Origin of the sequence: Curtobacterium sp. PsM8, from assembly GCF_030433875.1 — a bacterium.
GTDB lineage: Bacteria > Actinomycetota > Actinomycetes > Actinomycetales > Microbacteriaceae > Curtobacterium.
Genome location: NZ_JARUXD010000015.1, coordinates 1 through 16,578, shown reverse-complemented (window position 1 = coordinate 16,578; position 16,578 = coordinate 1). Strand labels below are relative to the sequence as shown.

16 protein-coding genes are annotated in these 16,578 nt (G+C 71.9%); 8 read left to right on the top strand and 8 right to left on the bottom strand.

Going from position 1 to position 16,578, the window contains the following annotated elements; genetic code table 11:
• Window position 1 precedes the first annotated feature (1 nt).
• Window positions 2-1,615 carry a sensor histidine kinase gene (locus QCD68_RS05350; RefSeq protein WP_301222303.1) on the bottom strand — a complete coding sequence of 538 codons (1,614 nt, stop codon included), beginning with the start codon at window positions 1,613-1,615 and terminating at the stop codon, window positions 2-4.
• A gap of 194 nt (window positions 1,616-1,809) precedes the next feature.
• Between QCD68_RS05350 and QCD68_RS05345 the strand changes: the two genes are divergently transcribed.
• Window positions 1,810-2,469, top strand: a complete 660-nt coding sequence (locus tag QCD68_RS05345) for a hypothetical protein (RefSeq protein WP_301222302.1) — start codon at window positions 1,810-1,812, stop codon at window positions 2,467-2,469.
• Window positions 2,470-2,532: 63 nt separating this feature from the next.
• On the opposite strand, the gene QCD68_RS05340 is transcribed toward QCD68_RS05345, so the two are convergent.
• Window positions 2,533-3,939: a serine hydrolase domain-containing protein gene (locus QCD68_RS05340; RefSeq protein ID WP_301222301.1), complete on the bottom strand. Its 1,407-nt coding sequence runs from the start codon at window positions 3,937-3,939 to the stop codon at window positions 2,533-2,535.
• A gap of 33 nt (window positions 3,940-3,972) precedes the next feature.
• On the opposite strand from QCD68_RS05340, the gene QCD68_RS05335 reads away from it, so the two are divergent.
• Entirely contained in the window at window positions 3,973-4,626 is a 654-nt protein-coding gene (locus QCD68_RS05335; protein ID WP_301222300.1) for an FMN-binding negative transcriptional regulator, read from the top strand.
• Window positions 4,623-6,119, top strand: a complete 1,497-nt coding sequence (locus tag QCD68_RS05330) for an amidohydrolase (RefSeq protein WP_301222299.1) — start codon at window positions 4,623-4,625, stop codon at window positions 6,117-6,119. Before QCD68_RS05335 ends, QCD68_RS05330 begins: the two co-directional genes overlap by 4 nt.
• 7 nt (window positions 6,120-6,126) lie before the next feature.
• On the opposite strand, the gene QCD68_RS05325 is transcribed toward QCD68_RS05330, so the two are convergent.
• From QCD68_RS05325 to QCD68_RS05315, 3 genes are all read right to left on the bottom strand, one after another.
• Window positions 6,127-7,056, bottom strand: coding sequence for an Fpg/Nei family DNA glycosylase (locus QCD68_RS05325; protein WP_253462008.1), 930 nt, complete (start codon window positions 7,054-7,056; stop codon window positions 6,127-6,129).
• Window positions 7,057-7,107: 51 nt separating this feature from the next.
• Window positions 7,108-7,596, bottom strand: a complete 489-nt coding sequence (locus QCD68_RS05320) for a ribose-5-phosphate isomerase (RefSeq protein WP_111075954.1) — start codon at window positions 7,594-7,596, stop codon at window positions 7,108-7,110.
• Between the two features lie 101 nt (window positions 7,597-7,697).
• Window positions 7,698-8,372, bottom strand: a complete 675-nt coding sequence (locus QCD68_RS05315; protein ID WP_301222298.1) for a helix-turn-helix domain-containing protein — start codon at window positions 8,370-8,372, stop codon at window positions 7,698-7,700.
• Between QCD68_RS05315 and QCD68_RS05310 the strand changes: the two genes are divergently transcribed.
• The gene (locus tag QCD68_RS05310; RefSeq protein ID WP_301222297.1) at window positions 8,371-8,889 is read left to right on the top strand and encodes a GNAT family N-acetyltransferase; all 519 of its coding nucleotides are present in this window, start codon (window positions 8,371-8,373) and stop codon (window positions 8,887-8,889) included. The two genes, QCD68_RS05315 and QCD68_RS05310, sit on opposite strands and share 2 nt — an antisense overlap.
• A 139-nt stretch (window positions 8,890-9,028) precedes the next feature.
• Here QCD68_RS05310 and QCD68_RS05305 read toward each other — a convergent pair whose 3' ends face one another.
• A complete protein-coding gene (locus QCD68_RS05305) occupies window positions 9,029-9,592 on the bottom strand; it encodes a mycothiol-dependent nitroreductase Rv2466c family protein (RefSeq protein ID WP_260497637.1) in 564 nt (187 codons plus the stop codon).
• Window positions 9,593-9,800: 208 nt separating this feature from the next.
• On the opposite strand from QCD68_RS05305, the gene pepN reads away from it, so the two are divergent.
• The 3 genes from pepN to QCD68_RS05290 all read left to right on the top strand — a co-directional run bounded on the left by pepN (window position 9,801) and on the right by QCD68_RS05290 (window position 14,049).
• Window positions 9,801-12,380 carry an aminopeptidase N gene (gene pepN / locus QCD68_RS05300; protein WP_221850614.1) on the top strand — a complete coding sequence of 860 codons (2,580 nt, stop codon included), beginning with the start codon at window positions 9,801-9,803 and terminating at the stop codon, window positions 12,378-12,380.
• Between the two features lie 77 nt (window positions 12,381-12,457).
• Window positions 12,458-13,528: a mechanosensitive ion channel family protein gene (locus QCD68_RS05295; protein WP_301222295.1), complete on the top strand. Its 1,071-nt coding sequence runs from the start codon at window positions 12,458-12,460 to the stop codon at window positions 13,526-13,528.
• A complete protein-coding gene (locus QCD68_RS05290) occupies window positions 13,525-14,049 on the top strand; it encodes a globin (RefSeq protein ID WP_367316828.1) in 525 nt (174 codons plus the stop codon). Before QCD68_RS05295 ends, QCD68_RS05290 begins: the two co-directional genes overlap by 4 nt.
• Window positions 14,050-14,159: 110 nt before the next feature.
• Here the strand turns inward: QCD68_RS05290 and QCD68_RS05285 are convergent, their stop codons facing one another.
• A complete protein-coding gene (locus QCD68_RS05285; RefSeq protein ID WP_301222294.1) occupies window positions 14,160-15,032 on the bottom strand; it encodes an NAD-dependent epimerase/dehydratase family protein in 873 nt (290 codons plus the stop codon).
• Window positions 15,033-15,129: 97 nt separating this feature from the next.
• Window positions 15,130-15,831, bottom strand: coding sequence for a hypothetical protein (locus QCD68_RS05280; protein WP_301222293.1), 702 nt, complete (start codon window positions 15,829-15,831; stop codon window positions 15,130-15,132).
• Window positions 15,832-15,994: 163 nt separating this feature from the next.
• Here QCD68_RS05280 and QCD68_RS05275 point away from each other — a divergent pair, with 163 nt between their 5' ends.
• Window positions 15,995-16,441, top strand: a complete 447-nt coding sequence (locus QCD68_RS05275; RefSeq protein WP_301222292.1) for an Hsp20/alpha crystallin family protein — start codon at window positions 15,995-15,997, stop codon at window positions 16,439-16,441.
• The last annotated feature ends 137 nt before the right edge of the window (window positions 16,442-16,578 follow it).

The window sequence follows — 16,578 nt, the reverse complement described above, 5'->3', positions numbered from 1 at the left end:
CTCACGTGCGCGGGACGGGCACGCCGTTCAGGGCACCGAGCGGGATCCGCGCGGTCGCCTCGGTCGGTCCGCCGAGCGGGCTCGACACGGTCAGCTCGCCGTCCAGGGCCCGCATCCGGCCCATCAGGCCCTCGATGCCGTGCCCTTCGCGTGCAGTCGCCCCGCCGCGGCCGTCGTCCGTGACGCTGACCGTCAGGAACCAGGTGCCGGCGGTGTCGACGAGCAGCCCGAGGTACACCCCGGCCACCGAGGCGCCGGCGTGCTTCGCGGTGTTCGTCAGCAGCTCGCTCACCGTGAAGTACACGTTCCGCTGGATCTCGGTCGCGAGCTCCAGCCCGTCGGGCAGGCGGATGTCGAGTCCGACCGGGATCGGCGAGCGGGAGCACAGCGCCTCGAGTGCGGCGACCAGCCCACGGTCGAGCAGGATCGGCGGCGCGAACCCGCGGGACAGCGCCCGGAGTTCGTCGAGCGCGTCCTGCGCGTGACCCGAGGCCTCGCCGATCAGTCGCTTGGCCCGCTCCGGGTCCTTCTCGAACGACCGCTCGGCCGCGGCCAGGTCCATCCGCAGGCGGACGAGTCGCTGCTGCGGCCCGTCGTGCAGGTCGCGTTCGATCTGCCGGAGCGCCTGCCCCTCGGCGGTCACCGCACCGGCGCGGGAAGCCTGGAGGCCCGCCACCCGCTCCTCGAGCACCTCGGCTCGGAAGCCGCCGAGCAGACCGTGGTCGATCCAGTAGTGCGCGAGCACCGAGCCGCGCAGCCAGAGCGGGAAGAGGACGACGCTCGCCGCCATCGACAGCAGGGCGAGGAAGAGCACGCCCGCACCCGAGCCGATGTCGTTCGGGTCGAGCAGGTACCGACCGCCGATGACGTAGGCCAGGACGACGGCGACCGGCCAGAGGAACCCGACGGCCAGCAGCAGCCCCGCACCGACGGTCACGACGGCGGCGAGCGGGTAGACGACGACCGCGTGCAGCAGGTACAGCCAGTAGTGCGGGTTCGCGACGGCCGAACCCGTGCGCGTCCACCAGTTCTGCTGCCACTTCGGCGTCCAGTCCACCGGGCGGATCGGCCGCGGGTCGGCCCAGCTCATCCGGAGCTTCTCGAACTGGCCGAGCCACCGGGCGACGAACAGCGCCACGAAGAAGAGCAGCAGGGTGAACGGGTTGAACACGTCACGGGAGCCGAGGCCACCGATGCCCAGGATCGCGGGGAACGCGAAGTACAGGGTGCAGAGGAGCACCGCGGTGAGGGCCATGTAGCCGAAGTCCCGCGGCGACCGACGCCAGGCTTCCCGGTAGAAGGCACCGGCGCTCGCCCGGCCACCGCTGCCGCCGGTGCCTCCGCTGCCTCCGCTGCCGGAGCGGATCGGGGCGTCCGGACCGCGCCCGCCGGGCGTCGACCCGGTCGGCTTCGACGTCGGGGCCAGTGTCACGGGCGGGGTCGCGTCCCAGCCGCCGGGAGGCCCGCCAGGACCGGGTGCAGGGGCGGAGGGCATCGGGATGGTCGCTTCCGGTGTCGTGGTGTCGAGCGGGACGGTCTCGGCATGGTCGGGCGAGGGCACGGCGTCGTCCAGGGGGACGGTGCGAGCCAGGTCGAGCCGGTCGGTGTCGGTCATGCATCGAGCCTCGCCCAGGAGCGGGCCCGGTCCCATCCTGCCGCCTCCCGGACCCGTGGTGGGGTTGTCCCCACCCCGGGCTCTCCACAGCCCGAGAACGGCTCTGGCCGCGGCGACCGGTGATGTGTAGAGTTCCGACACCGCACCGCACCGCACCGGGGACAGCACGACGCAGGACAGTTCGAGGGGGAACCATGCACGACACCACACGCGACCGACTGACGGCACTCGCCGCGGTCGTCGCCGCACTCGTCCCGGCGCTCGCCGTCGTGTCCGACTGGCTGCAGTTCGCCCTCGACCTGCAGGAGGACCAGTACGTGGTCGGCTTCCGGACCGTGCTGGCCGTCGGCATCGTCGCCGCCGCCCTGGTGGCGGTCCGGGCCCTCCGCGGTCAGGACCGCGTCCTGCTCGGGTTCGCCCTCGCCGTGCTCACCTGGTCGCTCGCCGGGTTCGTGCCCAGCAGCGCGTGGCCCGTGGGCACCGTGCTGTTCATCGCGGCTCGGGCGCTGCTCTTCGTCTTCGGGGTCCTGCTCGTGCTGCGCACCAGGGCCGACACCGCAGCCGGAGCTGGCACCAGCACCACCAGCACGGGTCCGGCTGGCGGGCGGGTGCACCGCGTGGCTGCCTGGGCCGTGCTCGTCGGTGCCGGCGTGTGGCTCGCGTGGACGGTCGTCGAACCGGTCCTCTTCACGCTCTGGATCCCACCGCAGGGCGCGCTCACCGGGCTGTTCGCGATCCCGCAGGCCGGCCAGTTCGTGGCGTTCGTCGGCGCCGTGCTGGTGTTCGTGCCGCCGCTGGTCCGCCCGGTCCGCGACGGTGCCCGGCGGCTGTGGGAGACGGCCGACGTCCGCTGACGCCGACCGCCCCCAACAGCCAGACCGACGAGCCCCGCGCCGGACCCGGACCCGGAACCAGATTCAGACGAGCGCCGCGGCGACCTCGGGTGACTCCGCCGGCACCGACCACGGGCGCTGCGTCATGCCGCTGTCGCCCCGGACCGACACGATCGCGCCGGAGTCGTCACGGGTGAACACGATGTCCTCGTCGATCGACCCGAACCGGTTCCCCGACGCCATCCGCAGCGTGTCGGCGTCGACGACGTCCAGGCGCACCGGCGACTCGGTCGGCACGGGCTGCGTCGGGTCGATCGCCAGCAGCCGGTCCCCGACGCGGGCGATGTCGGTGATGCCCTCGAACGTGGTGAAGCGTCCGGTGTAGCGGTCGGTGTCGACGTCGGCCGGCACGGGTGTGCCGGGGGCGTGCTCGTCCGCGGCGGCGTCGAGCAGGTGCACGATGCCGTACGCCAGCATCGTCGCCGGACCCGTGGCGCTGCTGGTCAGCACCGACACGACCAGCGAGGACGCGGGGTCGAAGACGGACTGCGTGATCTGCCCGGGGAACCCGCCGGAGTGGCCACGGACCTCCCGGCCGTTGATCCGGTCGACGACGAACCCGGCGCCGTAGCCGCGCGCGGCGGGGTCGCTGTCCAGGGCGCTCCACGCCTTCCGCTGGGCCAGGCGTTTGGCGTGGTCGGAGAGCAGCGAGCCTCGGCCGGGAACGTGTGCGGAGAAGTACCGGACCAGGTCCGAGGCGGTGCCGTGGAACCCGGTGGCCGCGGCGAGCGCCCCGGTCGTCACGTGCGGGACCCGCTGCCGGGTGCGGGCGGTGTGCAGGCCGGTGTAGCCGACGACGTACTCGTCCTCGCGCGCCGGGTCGAACTCGGCGCCGGTGCCGGTGAGGCCGAGCGGCTCGGTGATCGCCGTGCGGACGTGCTCGGCGTAGCTGGTGCCGGTGACCGCCTCGATGACCAGGCCGAGCAGGCCGTAGCCCAGGTTCGAGTAGTTGAACGCCGACCCGACCGGCACCTTCGCGCCACCCGCGACGACGAGGGCGATCAGTTCGTCGGCGTCCGGGAACGGGTGTGCCAGCGCCCAGTGGTCACCGTCGGCGCCGTCGCGGACGACACCGGCGCCCATCTCCATGAGCTCACGGACCGTGGCGTCGGCGATCGGCGAAGCGGCCTCGACCAGGGCGGGAACGAACGTGCCGACGGTGTCGTCGAGGCGCAGGGCACCCTGGTCGGCGAGCTGGAGCAGCGCGGTCGCGGTGAACGTCTTCGAGTGCGAGGCGATCCGGAACAGGTCGGCGTTCGTCAGCCGACGGCCGGCCTCGACGTCCGCGTACCCGAACGCGTCGGCGAAGAGCTCCTGGCCCTCGAACCCGACGGCGACCTGCACGCCCGGCAACCGCAGCTGCCACACCTTGTAGGCGATCCACTCGCGGACGTAGGGCAGGACGGACTCGTAGGCAGCGCGCTTCTCCATGCCGGACAGCCTGGCATGTGCCACGCTCGTCGCATGCGGCACACACCCTCCTTCCTGATGACCGAGGTCGACGAGGTCCGACGGCTCATCGACGGGAACCCCTGGGCGACGATCGTGTCGCACACGGCCGCGGGGCTGGTGGCGTCGCACTACCCGTTCCTGCTCGAACCGAGCGCCGACGACGAACTCGTCCTGGTGTCCCACGTCGGCCGTCCGGACGAGGTCGCGCACGAGCTCGGGCAGCACGAGGTCCTGGTCGTCGTGCAGGGCCCGCACGGCTACGTCTCCCCCGCCTGGTACCCGCCGGAGCAGTTCGTGCCGACCTGGAACCACACCACCGCGCACCTGTGGGGCACGCCGGAGATCCTGTCCGACGACGAGAACTTCCGGGTCCTCGGTGACCTGGTCGACCACTTCGAGCGGGCGATGCCGTCCCCGGTGTCGCTCGACGTCGACGAGGACACCGCCCGCCGCATCGCCCGCGGCACCGTCGGCATCCGACTGCGGGTCACCCGGTTCGACGCGCGTGCGAAGCTCAGCCAGAACAAGGCACCCGAGGTCGTCGACCGGGTGATCGCGGGCCTCCGTGCCGACGGGCCGTACACGGCGCCGGCACTGGCCGACGAGATGGAGCGGGTGCGGACACGCTCCGTGGACGTGCGCGCCGACGGGCGGGAGGCACGGTGACGGTCGTCCTGCTCCGCACCGTCCGGCGGGTGGGGACGTCCGGCGCCCCCGCCGACGTGCTCGTCGTCGACGGACGGATCGCCGCGATCGGGCCCGCCGGGACGGTCGACGTGCCGCGCGCCGCCGACGTCCCGCCCGGCACCGTGCTCGACGTCGAGGTCGTCGAGGCCGACGGCGCCTGGCTCGGACCCGGCCTCCGCGACCACCACGTGCACTTCGACCAGTGGGCCCTGATGCGGCAGCGTGTCGACGTCCAGGACTGCACCTCCGCCGAGGAGACCGCCGACCGCCTCGCCGACGCGGCCCGGACCGCGCTGCCGGACCACGTCCTCGTCGGTCACGGCTACCGGGACGGGCTCTGGCCCGCACCCGCACGACGCGAGTTGCTGGACCGAGCCGCCGCGGGCCTCCCGGTCGTCGTCGTGGCCGCGGACCTGCACGCCGTCTGGTGCAACACGCGTGCCCTCGCGCACTTCGCCGGTCTGCTAGGCCGCGCCCTGCCGACCGGGGCGGACGGCGTCCTCCGCGAACAGGACGCCTTCGACGTCACCGGCGCACTGTCCCGCGTCCCCGACGAGCTGCTCGACGCCGCCGTCGAGGAAGCGGTCGACGCCGCTGCCCAGCGCGGGGTGACCGGGGTCGTCGACCTCGAGATGGTCTTCGGACTCGACCGGTGGGCGCGCCGGATCGCGGCCGGCACGGACGGCATCCGCGTCGCCTCCGGGGTCTACCCGGGCGAACTCGACGACGTGGTGGCCCGCGGCCTCCGCACCGGCGACGTCGTCCCGGGCACCCGTGGGCTGCTGACGATGGGGCCGTTCAAGGTGATCACCGACGGATCCCTCGGCACCCGGACCGCCGCCACCTCGGACGGCGCGGGGCTCCTCACCTGGACCCCCGAGGACCTGGTCCCCGTCCTCCGCCGTGCCGTCGCGGCCGGACTCGTCCCCGCCGTGCACGCCATCGGCGACCGCGCCGTCACGCTCGCCCTCGACGCGTTCGAGACCGTCGGCACCCGCGGCACGATCGAGCACGCCCAACTGCTGCAGCCCGAGGACGTCCCCCGGTTCGCGCAGCTCGGGGTCGTCGCCTCGGTGCAGCCCGAGCACGCGATGGACGACCGCGACATCGCCGACCACCACTGGGCGGGCCGCACCGACCGGGCGTTCCCGTTCGCGTCCCTCGAGCGCGCCGGAGCCCGGATGCAGCTCGGCTCGGACGCCCCCGTCGCGCCGCTCGACCCGTGGGTGGCGCTCGCCGCCGCCGTCGGGCGGGACCGCGACGGCCGCAGCCCGTGGCACCCGGAACAGCGGATGTCGGCGCTCGCCGCGTGGCGGGGCAGCACCGACGGGCGCGTCGGCGTCGCCGTCGGTGACGTCGCCGACCTGGTCCTCGTGCCGGCCGACCCGCTCACGGCGACCTCGGCCGAGCTCCGCACGATGCCGGTCCTGGCCACGGCCGTCGCCGGCCGCTGGACCCACCGCACGCTGTAGGTCCTGGCTACTTCTGGTCCTTCGGGCACCAGTAGAGCTTGCGGCCGGCCATGTCGGCGATCCGGATCTCGGTGCCGCAGACCCGGCAGGGCTCCCCCTGGCGGTGGTACACCCAGTGGCGGTCCTTGCGGGAGCGCAGCGCCTTCTTGTGGTCAGCGTCGGACAGCCCGTCCATCGTCAGCATCAGGCCGTCGCGGACACCGTCGTGCAGCAGCTTCGACCAGTCCGCCCAGAGCGCCTTCGCCTGCTTGACGGTGATCTTCTTCCCCACCTTGTACGGGTCGAGCCGCTGCCGGAACAGCAGCTCGGCGCGGTAGATGTTGCCGATGCCGCTCACCACGGACTGGTCCATCAGCAGCTGCCCGATCGCCACGTTGCGCTTCCGGACGTTCTCGACGAAGACCTTCTCGGCCTCGGGACCGTCGTCGTTCATCGGGTCCGGACCGAGCTTGTCGAGCGCACGCTGCACCCCGGCCGGGTCCTCGACGACACAGGCGGTCGGCCCGCGGAGGTCGGCGACGGTGTCCTCGGTGAGCAGCCGCACACGCACCTGGCCGACCGGGTCCGGCGGGAACGCCTCGATCGGGTCCTCGTTCTTCTCCTGCTCGGCCATCCGGTAGCGGGCGAGCCGCGGGGCACCGATCGAGGACAGCGACTCCTCGCGGTCGTCGTCGTCCGACAGCGCCTCGGCCGTGGAGATCACGCCGGCGAAGTCCCACGCACCGTACAGGCCCAGGTGCACCCGGAGGAACAGGTCGTCCTCGAACTCCAGGAACATCTGCTTGCCCACGGCCCGGGAGGCGATCAGCTTCTTCCCGTCCAGCTGAGCGGCGCCCGCGGCGAACCGGCCCTGGGGGCTGGACACCTCGCAGCGCTTGCCGACGAAGTGGCGGGTGAACTGGTTGGCGATCCTGTGGACGGAGTGACCCTCGGGCATGGCTCCAGTTCTACCCGGTGCCGCTGACGGGTCGTGTCCCCCGACCGGCTCCTACGCGTCGACCTGCTTGCCTGCGATCGTGCCGGTCTGCTCGTACTCGGCGAGCTGCGCGATGCGGCGGGCGTGCCGTTCCTCGCCCGAGAACGGCTCGGCGATGAACAGGTCGACGAAGCGGATTGCCTCTTCCTCGGTGTGCTGGCGCGCCCCGATCGAGATGACGTTCGCGTCGTTGTGCTGGCGGGCGAGGACCGCGGTCGACTCGTTCCACACCAGTGCGGCCCGGATGCCCTCGACCTTGTTCGCGGCGATCTGCTCGCCGTTGCCCGACCCACCGAAGACGACGCCGAGCGCCTGGACGCCGGCCCGCTGGTCCTGCACCACGGCGTGCGCGGCGTTGATGCAGAACGAGGGGTAGTCGTCGAGCGGCTCGTACGCGGTCGGACCGTGGTCGACGACCTCGTGGCCCGCTCCGGTCAGGTGCGTGGCGAGGGTCTTGTTGAACTCGAGGCCGGCGTGGTCCGTTCCGAGGTGGATGCGCATGGACCGATCCTATTCCCGGGTCCGCAGCGGACGGACCGGTCCGACGACCCGGCCGACGGGCGGACGGGAGGCGCGGTGCCGGACCCGGGGCGGGCCTCCCGTCAGCGCTGCCGCACCACGACGACGACGTACCGGCACGGCTCGTCGCCGGCGTTGCGGTACACGACGTCGGCGGGCTCGCCGAGCTCGATCCGGTCGCCCGCGCCCAGCCGCGTCGCGGCGTCGCCGACCTGCAGTTCGAGGGTGCCGTCGACGACCCAGATGCAGTGCCGCAGGAAGGCGTAGGCGCTGGCGGGGTAGGCGACCTCGCGGCCGGCCGGCAGGCGGACCTCGGTGACGTCGGCCGGGAAGTCCGCGCTCGACAGGGGACGGCGGCGGTACCCGGTCTCCGGGTCGGTCCACGAGTCGGCCGAGGCGGCGCGCTGGATCCCGCGGGCCTCGTCCGGGTCGCTGGTGCGGGGGACCTCGTGTTCGAGAGCGTCGTCGAGGAGCTGCGAGACGGTGAGGCCGAACGCTCCGGAGAGACGGCCGAGGATCGTCGCGGTCGGGCTCGAGATGCCCCGCTCCACGCGGTTGATCATGGCGCGGGAGACGCCGGACTCCTCGGCGAGCTCGGTGAGGCTCCAGCGGCGCTCGGTACGGAGGCGCTGCAGGCGCTCCCCCAGGCGGCGCTGGTCGGCGTCGTCGGGGTGTTCCGGACCGCCGCGTTCCGCATCAGGGTGATCCACGTCGGGGGTTGCGCCCGTGCCCTCCGGCTCGTCTACGATGTGAGACATGGCGACAGCATATGCGACGGATGCCGTCAGCGTCCGCGACTGCACCCCGGCCGACCTCGACGTCGTGCACGCACTCCACGTCGACGCGGTCCTGCACTCGACCGCGATCTGGCAGGAGGTCCCGCACCCCCGCGCCTGGTTCGACACCTGGCTCGCCGAGCGGCAGGGCGACGGCTGGCCGGTCCTCGTCACCGAGGTGGACGGGGTCGTCGCGGGCTACGCCACCTACTCCCAGTGGCGGCCGCAGCAGGGCTACCGGCTGACCGTCGAGCACAGCGTCTACGTCGTCGAGTCGTTCCGCGGACGGGGCATCGCCTCGACGCTGATGGCAGCGCTCGTCGCCCGGGCCACCGCGGAGGGTCGGCACGTCATGATCGCCGGCATCTGCAGCGCCAACACCGGGTCGATCGCACTGCACGAACGGCTCGGCTTCACGACCGTCGCCGTCGTGCCCGAGGTCGGTCGCAAGGCCGACCGGTGGCTCGACCTCACGCTGATGCGGTTGCCGCTCGGCTGAGCCGGCCGCCCCGCCCGGCCCGGCCGGGGCCGAGCCTCGGCCCAGCGGACACTCTGCGGCGTCGAGGAGGCGCGAGGTGTCCGCGGAGCCGAGGCTCGGCGGGCGCAGGCGGTGTGGCGGGGCCGGGCCGCGCCTCCCGTCAGTCGACCGTGTCGAAGACCGGGCCGGTCGTGCGCGAGCGCTTGAGCTCGAAGAAGCCCGGATAGCGGGCCGCGGCGACGACGCCGTCCCAGAGGTCGAGCGCCTGCTGGCCCTTCGGCGCCGGGGAGATGACCGGGCCGAAGAAGGCGACGCCGTCGACGGCGATGACGGGCGTGCCGACGTCCTGGCCGACCCGCTCGATGCCGTCGCGGTGGCTCTCGCGCATCGCGGCGTCGGTCTCGTCGGTCCACGCGGCGTCGGCGAGGTCGGCCTCCAGGCCGAGCTGCTCGAGCACGGCCGGCACGACCTGCTCGGGGTCCTTCTGCTGGCGGTGGTGGATCTGCTCGCCGAGGGCGTCGTAGAGCCGCTTCACGACGTCCTGGCCGTGGCGGGCCTTCGCGGCCGTCACCAGACGCGAGTACACCTGGTTCCGCTCCATCGCCTCGCGGTACTCGGCGGGCATGTCCTCGTTGTGCTCGTTGAGGACGAACAGGCTCATCACGTTCCAGGTGACGTCGAGGTCGCGGTGCTGCTCGACCTCACCCACCCAGCGGCTCGTCATCCACGCCCAGGGGCAGGTCGGGTCGAACCAGAACTCCACATCAGTCCGGGTCGCATGAGGGTTCTCCACAGTCGTGTCAGTCACGGATCGCAGCGTACGCCCGCTCGCTAGGCTGGTCACGAGCCGTCCCGCCGACGCACGACGCCGAGCGGGACCCACCGACACGCGGACATCGATCGTCCGCGTCCGCAGCGAAGATGGAGCGTCCGTGCCCGGAGAGAACCTCACCAGAACCGAAGCCCAGGAACGTGCCGGCATCGTCAGCGTCCAGACGTACGACGTCGAACTCGACCTGACCCGCGGCGCCGACAGCTTCGGCAGCACCACCCGCGTGCGCTTCACCGCGACGCCCGGCGCCAGCACGTTCATCGACGCCATCACGAAGACCGTCCACTCGGTCACCCTGAACGGCACGGCGCTCGACGTCGACGCCGTGAACGACGGCGTCCGGATCCAGCTCGCCGACCTGCAGGAGCAGAACGAGCTCGTCGTGGTCGCCGACGCGCTGTACACGAACACCGGCGAAGGCCTGCACCGCTTCGTGGACCCCGTCGACGACGAGGTCTACCTCTACTCGCAGTTCGAGGTCCCGGACAGCCGCCGCATGTTCGCGGTGTTCGAGCAGCCCGACCTCAAGGCCGAGTTCCGCTTCACCGTGACCGCACCGGCGCGCTGGCAGGTCGTCTCGAACGCCCCCACGCCCGAGCCGCACGTCGACGGCGACCACGCCACGTGGACGTTCCCGCCGACCGCGAAGATCTCGAGCTACATCACCGCGCTCGTCGCCGGCCCGTACGAGGTCGTCCGCAGCGAGCTCACCAGCCGTGACGGCCGCACCATCCCGCTCGGGGTGTTCGCCCGGAAGTCGCTGGCCGAGTACCTCGACCCGGAGTACGTCTTCGACATCACCCGCAAGGGCTTCGCGTACTTCGAGGAGAAGTTCGACGTCGCGTACCCGTTCGAGAAGTACGACCAGCTCTTCGTGCCGGAGTTCAACGCCGGCGCGATGGAGAACGCGGGCGCGGTGACCTTCACCGAGACCTACGTGTTCCGCTCGAAGGTCACGGACGCCATCAAGGAGCGCCGGGTCGTCACGATCCTGCACGAACTCGCGCACATGTGGTTCGGCGACCTCGTCACCATGAAGTGGTGGAACGACCTGTGGCTCAACGAGTCGTTCGCCGAGTGGGCGTCGACGATCGCCACGGCCGAGGCCACCGAGTGGACCGAGGCCTGGACGACGTTCCAGGCGATGGAGAAGTCCTGGGCCTACCGGCAGGACCAGCTCCCCTCGACGCACCCGATCGTCGCGACGATCAACGACCTCGAAGACGTGCAGGTCAACTTCGACGGCATCACCTACGCGAAGGGCGGCTCGGTCCTCAAGCAGCTCGTCGCCTGGGTCGGCATCGACGCGTTCTTCGCGGGCGTCTCGGCGTACTTCAAGAAGCACCACCACTCCAACACGGAGCTGGCCGACCTGCTCGTCGAGCTCGAGTCCACCAGCGGCCGTGACCTGTCCGAGTGGTCGAAGCTCTGGCTCGAGACCGCCGGCGTGAACACCCTGCGCCCGGAGATCGAGACCGACGCCGACGGTGTCATCACGTCCTTCGCCGTGCTGCAGGAAGCCCCGGCCGACCACCCGACGCTGCGCCCGCACCGCCTGGCCATCGGCGTGTACTCGTTCACGAACGACGCCTCGGCCCCGTTCGGCGCCGACACCGCGTCGTCCGGCGGCAAGCTCGAGCGGGCACACCGCGTCGAGATCGACGTCGACGGTCCCCGCACCGACGTGCCCGAGCTCGTCGGCGTGCACCGGGGCGACCTCGTGCTGCTCAACGACGACGACCTGGCCTACGCCAAGATCCGCCTCGACGAGCAGTCCCGCCGCACCGCGATCGAGCACCTCGCCGCGATCGCGAACCCGCTCGCCCGTTCGATCGTCTGGGGTGCCGTCTGGGACGCCACGCGCGACGCCGAGTCCCCCGCCAGCGACTACGTGTCCCTGGCACTCGGCAACATCGCGACCGAGACCGAGTCCACGACGATCCGGACCACGCTGTCGCAGCTCCTGCTGACCGCGCGGAACTACGTCGCACCGGCGAAGTCCGACAGCACCGTCCGCACCGTCGGCGACACCCTCTGGCAGCTCGCGTCGTCGGCTGAGTCCGGCTCCGACGCGCAGTTCCAGTTCGTGAAGTTCTTCGCGCAGATCCCGTCGACGCCAGAGCACGTGGCGACGCTGCAGGGCCTGCGCGACGGTTCGGTGACGCTGCAGGGGCTCGAGGTCGACACCGACCTCCGCTGGGAGCTGCTGGAGGGCCTCGTGCTCGCCGGCGCCGCGGGCAACGACGAGATCGACACCGAGCTCGCCGCCGACCGCACGGCCTCCGGCGAGCAGGCCGCCGCGCGTGCCCGGGCGACGATCCCGACCGCCGAGGGCAAGCTGGCGGCGTTCTCGTCCCTCGTGGACAGCGACGACGCACCGAACGCGATCGTCCGCCAGACCACGATCGGGTTCCAGCACGTGAACTCCCCGGTCGTGCTCGAGGGCCTCGTGTCGCGGTACTTCGACGTGATCACCCGCATCTGGGACGAGCGCAGCTACCACATCGCCGACACGGTCGTCACGGGGCTCTACCCCGCGCCGCTGGCGTCGACGGAGCTGCGTGACGCGGCCGTGGCGTGGCTCGAGGCACACCCGGAGACGCCGGCCCTGCGCCGCATCGTCACCGAGAACCTCGCGGGCACCGAGCGTGCCCTCCGCGTCCAGGCGGCGGACGTCTGAGTCTGATGTGACCGGCGGCGAGGCCTCGGCGTTCCTCCAGGGACGCCGAGGCCTCGCCGCTTAGCATCGACCGGATCATGCTCTTGGTTGCAGACTCCCCCGACGTCTCGAAGTGGGCGTCGAACACGTTCACCCAGTTCGTCGACACCTGGCACGTCCCGATCACCATCGTCATCGTCCTGCTCGCGGCGGTGATCCTCCGACTCATCCTGCGCCGGACCATCAAGCAGGTCGTCGACCGCATCGTCAACGGCGTCAAGAAGCGGCAGGGTGCGGCGGACACGCAGGCGCTCGTCGCCTCGCCGTTGCAGACCGCCCGGGTCGTCCAGCGCACCCGCACCCTCGGCAGCGTGCTCGAGAACCTGGCGACGGTCGTCGTCGCGGTGATCGCGTTCGCCATCGTCATCTCGACGGTCTTCCCCACCGCCGCGGTCGGCATCGTCGGTGGCGCTTCGGTCGTCGCCGCCGGCCTGGCGGTCGGTGCGCAGAGCATCGTCCGCGACATCCTGTCCGGCATCTTCATGATCCTCGAGGACCAGGCAGGCGTCGGCGACGTCGTCGACACCGGGCAGGCCACCGGCATCGTCGAGAGCGTCGGGCTGCGCGTCATGCAGATCCGCGACGTCAACGGGATCCTCTGGTTCGTGCCGAACGGCCAGATCCTCCGCGTCGGCAACCTGTCCCAGGGCTGGTCCCGCGTCCTGGTCGACATCACCGTCCCCTACGACACGGACATCGACGCCGTGCAGGACGCCCTGCTCCACGCGGCCGTCACCATGTCGCAAGAGCCCCGGTGGCGCCAGCGCATCGTCGAGAAGCCCGAGATCTGGGGACTGCAGTCGATCACCGACACCGGCATGGTGTTCCGTCTCGTCGTGAAGACCCGCGCCTCCGAACTCGACGTCGTCGGCCGCGAACTCCGGATCCGGCTGAAGCACAGCGTCGACGAACTCGGCGTGACCCTCCCCGCGATGTCGATGATCATGCCCGCCGGGTGGGAGAACGCGACGTCGGTGAACGGCCTGCGCCCGGTGCGGACCGCGCCCGTCCCGGCACCCACCAGGTCACGCAGCGCCCGGCGGAACGTCTTCGGGCGCCCAATCCGCACCGGGGACGAACCCAGCACCGACCACGAGGACTCGCCATGACCGGACCGTCACTGCCCATCGGCCCGCCGCCCGGTGAGCCCGGGACCGGTGGGTCTGGCCTCGGCGGCGTTGCCGGTGCCGGTGGCGTCGGCGGCGTGCCCGCGCAGCCCGTCACGCTCCGCGTCGGCCTCGGTGGTGCGGCGGCGAGCGGCTCGCTCTTCGACCGCATCGGCGGCGCCCCGACCTTCGACCGCCTGGTGCGCCGCTTCTACGAGGGTGTGCAGCAGGACGAGGTCATCTGGCCGATGTACCCGGCCGAGGACCTCGACGGCGCGATCTGGCGCCTGTCGCAGTTCCTGCAGCAGTACTGGGGTGGACCGTCGACGTACAGCGAGCAGCGCGGGCACCCCCGGTTGCGGATGCGCCACAACCCGTTCCGCATCACGCCCGAGGCCCGCGAGCACTGGTTGCAGCACATGCACGACGCGGTCGAGTCGCTCGGCCTCGCCCCGCTCGACGAGGCTGAGCTCTGGGGCTACCTCGACCGTGCAGCCCACGCGATGACGAACTCGTTCGACTGACGTCGACGTCGGTCGGCGCGGTCCGTCCTCTGGTCCCGCGCGCCGCGCTGCGGCCGCCTCGTGCTCTCGCGTGCCGTGCTGTCGCGTCCGCGTCAGGCGGCGCGTCCGTGTCAGTCGGCGCGGTAGCCGCTCCGGAGTTCCTCGACCAGGGTCGGGTGCGACGGCTTCCACCCGAGGCTGCGGGCGTGCGCACCGGTCGCCGCCTGGTCGAGCAGCAGGGCGTCGGCGAAGTCCGTGCCGAGGCGCTCCCGCGATTCGTCGACGGACTCGGCGACCACGGCGGCATGGGCATCGGCCTGTCCCCCGACACCAGGCTGTCCGTCGACGCCGGCCTGCGCCAGGTCGCGGACCGTCGGGTTGTGGCCGGACGCTGCGACCAGGTACCCGTCCTGATCACCGCGTTCGACCGCGAGGACGTAGAGCTCGGCCAGGTCGTCCACGTGCACGGTCGTCCAGCGCTGCGTGCCGTCACCGACCAGACGGACCGGTGCCTCACCGTCGGGGACGAACATCGTCGGGATGCCCGCGCCGTGTCCGTGGACGATGCCGGGCGCGACGACGGTCGTGCGGACGGTGCTCGCGCGGACGCGAGCCTCGTTCGCCGATCGCCACGCCGTGAGTGCCGGCGGGGCGATCGGTGCGTCCTCGGTGATGTCGCTGGACGCCCCGAAGGTGAAGATCCCCCCGGTGTGGACGAACGGCTTCTCGGTGCCGTCGAGCGTCGTCAGGACGGTCGCGATGAAACCAGGGTCGACGTCCTCGGCCGAGGCAGTGTGGACGACGGCGTCGGCCTCGCGCGCGAGCCGGGCGACGAGCTCCTGGTCGGCCAGGTCGCCGACGATCGCGGTGGCGCCGGCTTCACGGGCACGGGCCGCCTTCTCGTCGGATCGGAGGACGGCTGTGACGGTGTGGTCACGGGCGATGAGTGCGCGGAGGACGGCCGAGCCGATGTACCCGGACGCGCCGGTGAGGAAGACGTGCATGATCCCGAGCGAACCACGCGTGCCTGTTGGCGGGCTGGTGGCCCCGGCGTCGGGTTCGGTCGGCGGTCGACGCCCGGTGTGCGCGTCGGCGTTGCGGCTAGGAGCTCAGGGTCCAGGCTCGACGCTTGACGAGCACGTGCCCCCGCGAGGTCGTCAGTCGGCTCCACGGACCGGTCTCGAACAGCCGGACCGGTTCAGTGCCCAGGAAGCCGAGGCTCTCGGCAGCGAAGCCCGCACCGGCGGGCAGGTGCTCGACGCCGGCGATCGGTCGGCCCCACACCTCGGAGCGGACACGTCGGACGATGGACTCCCCCGAGCTCGCCGGTACTGCGGCCGCCACCTCGTCGATGCCCTGCCGAGCGGCACGGTGAAGGAGCTCCGCTGAGACGTCCGACAGCGGTGCCCATCCCCCGCGAGGCGGTGAGATCGCGGCCCAGGTGACGGTGTGGACCTCGAGGGGCAGCTCGACCTCGATCGGCGTGGCCCGCGTCGGGTCGGCACTGTCGACGTCCGCGGCGTCCTGCGCCTCGGCGAGCAGACGCAGGCGTTCCTGGAATGAGCGCAGCGGTACGACGACGTCGATGTGCTCCGGCTGGGTCAGCGCGAACGTCCGGAGCCCGAGCACGGTCGGCAGCTCGTCGAGCAGTCCGAGCGGGTACAGGATCGCCGTGTAGACGGCCAGGACGCCGGAGTCGGCGATCAGACGGACCGACCCGTCCTCGATCCGAGCGGCTCGCCCGAGGTAGGTGCGGAGATCGCCGAGCGACGCGGCGTCAGGGAGGGTGAACGAGCTGCTCATGTCGCCGTCGATCCTAGCCGCGACCGTTCGGACGCTGGCTGGCTGTGCTCTCGGCGTCCTCTGAGCAGTCTTTTGGCACTCTCCGGGTTCGAGTGCTAAAACAGGTCGCAGTTGAGTCACGGCGACTCAACTGCGAACCACTCAGAGAAGGAGTTGATGTCAGATGGCCATGAACTTCGATCCGTTCCGCGAGCTCGACCGTCTCGCCGGGTCCCTCCTCGCCGGAGCCGGTACCGGCCCCCGCTCGATGCCGATGGACCTGTACCGCGCCGGCGACCACTACGTGATGGACGTCGACCTGCCCGGTGTCGACCCGGGTTCGGTCGACATCGACGTCGACGGCTCCGTGCTCACGATCCGGGCCGAACGGACGCTCGGAGCCCCCGAGGGCGCGCAGTGGCTCACCCGCGAGCGGCAGCCGGGCTCGTTCGTCCGACAGCTGACGCTCGGCGACGGCCTCGACGTCGAGCGCATCGCCGCCCACTACGACAACGGTGTGCTGAGCGTCACGATCCCGGTGCAGGAGTCCTCGAAGCCGCGCAAGATCGCCATCAGCACGGGCGGTGGCACCGAAACGCTCGCGGTCGAGCAGGCCGCCGCCAGCAGCTGATCTGCTGGCGATCCGATCGACCGAAGCGCGAGACACACCACCACCGTTCCCCCGACCGACGGGTCGGCCCCCCCCCCGGCCCGCCCCGGGGGGCGGTGCCCCCCCCCCCCCCCCCCCCCGGGACCCGCCGGCCCGGG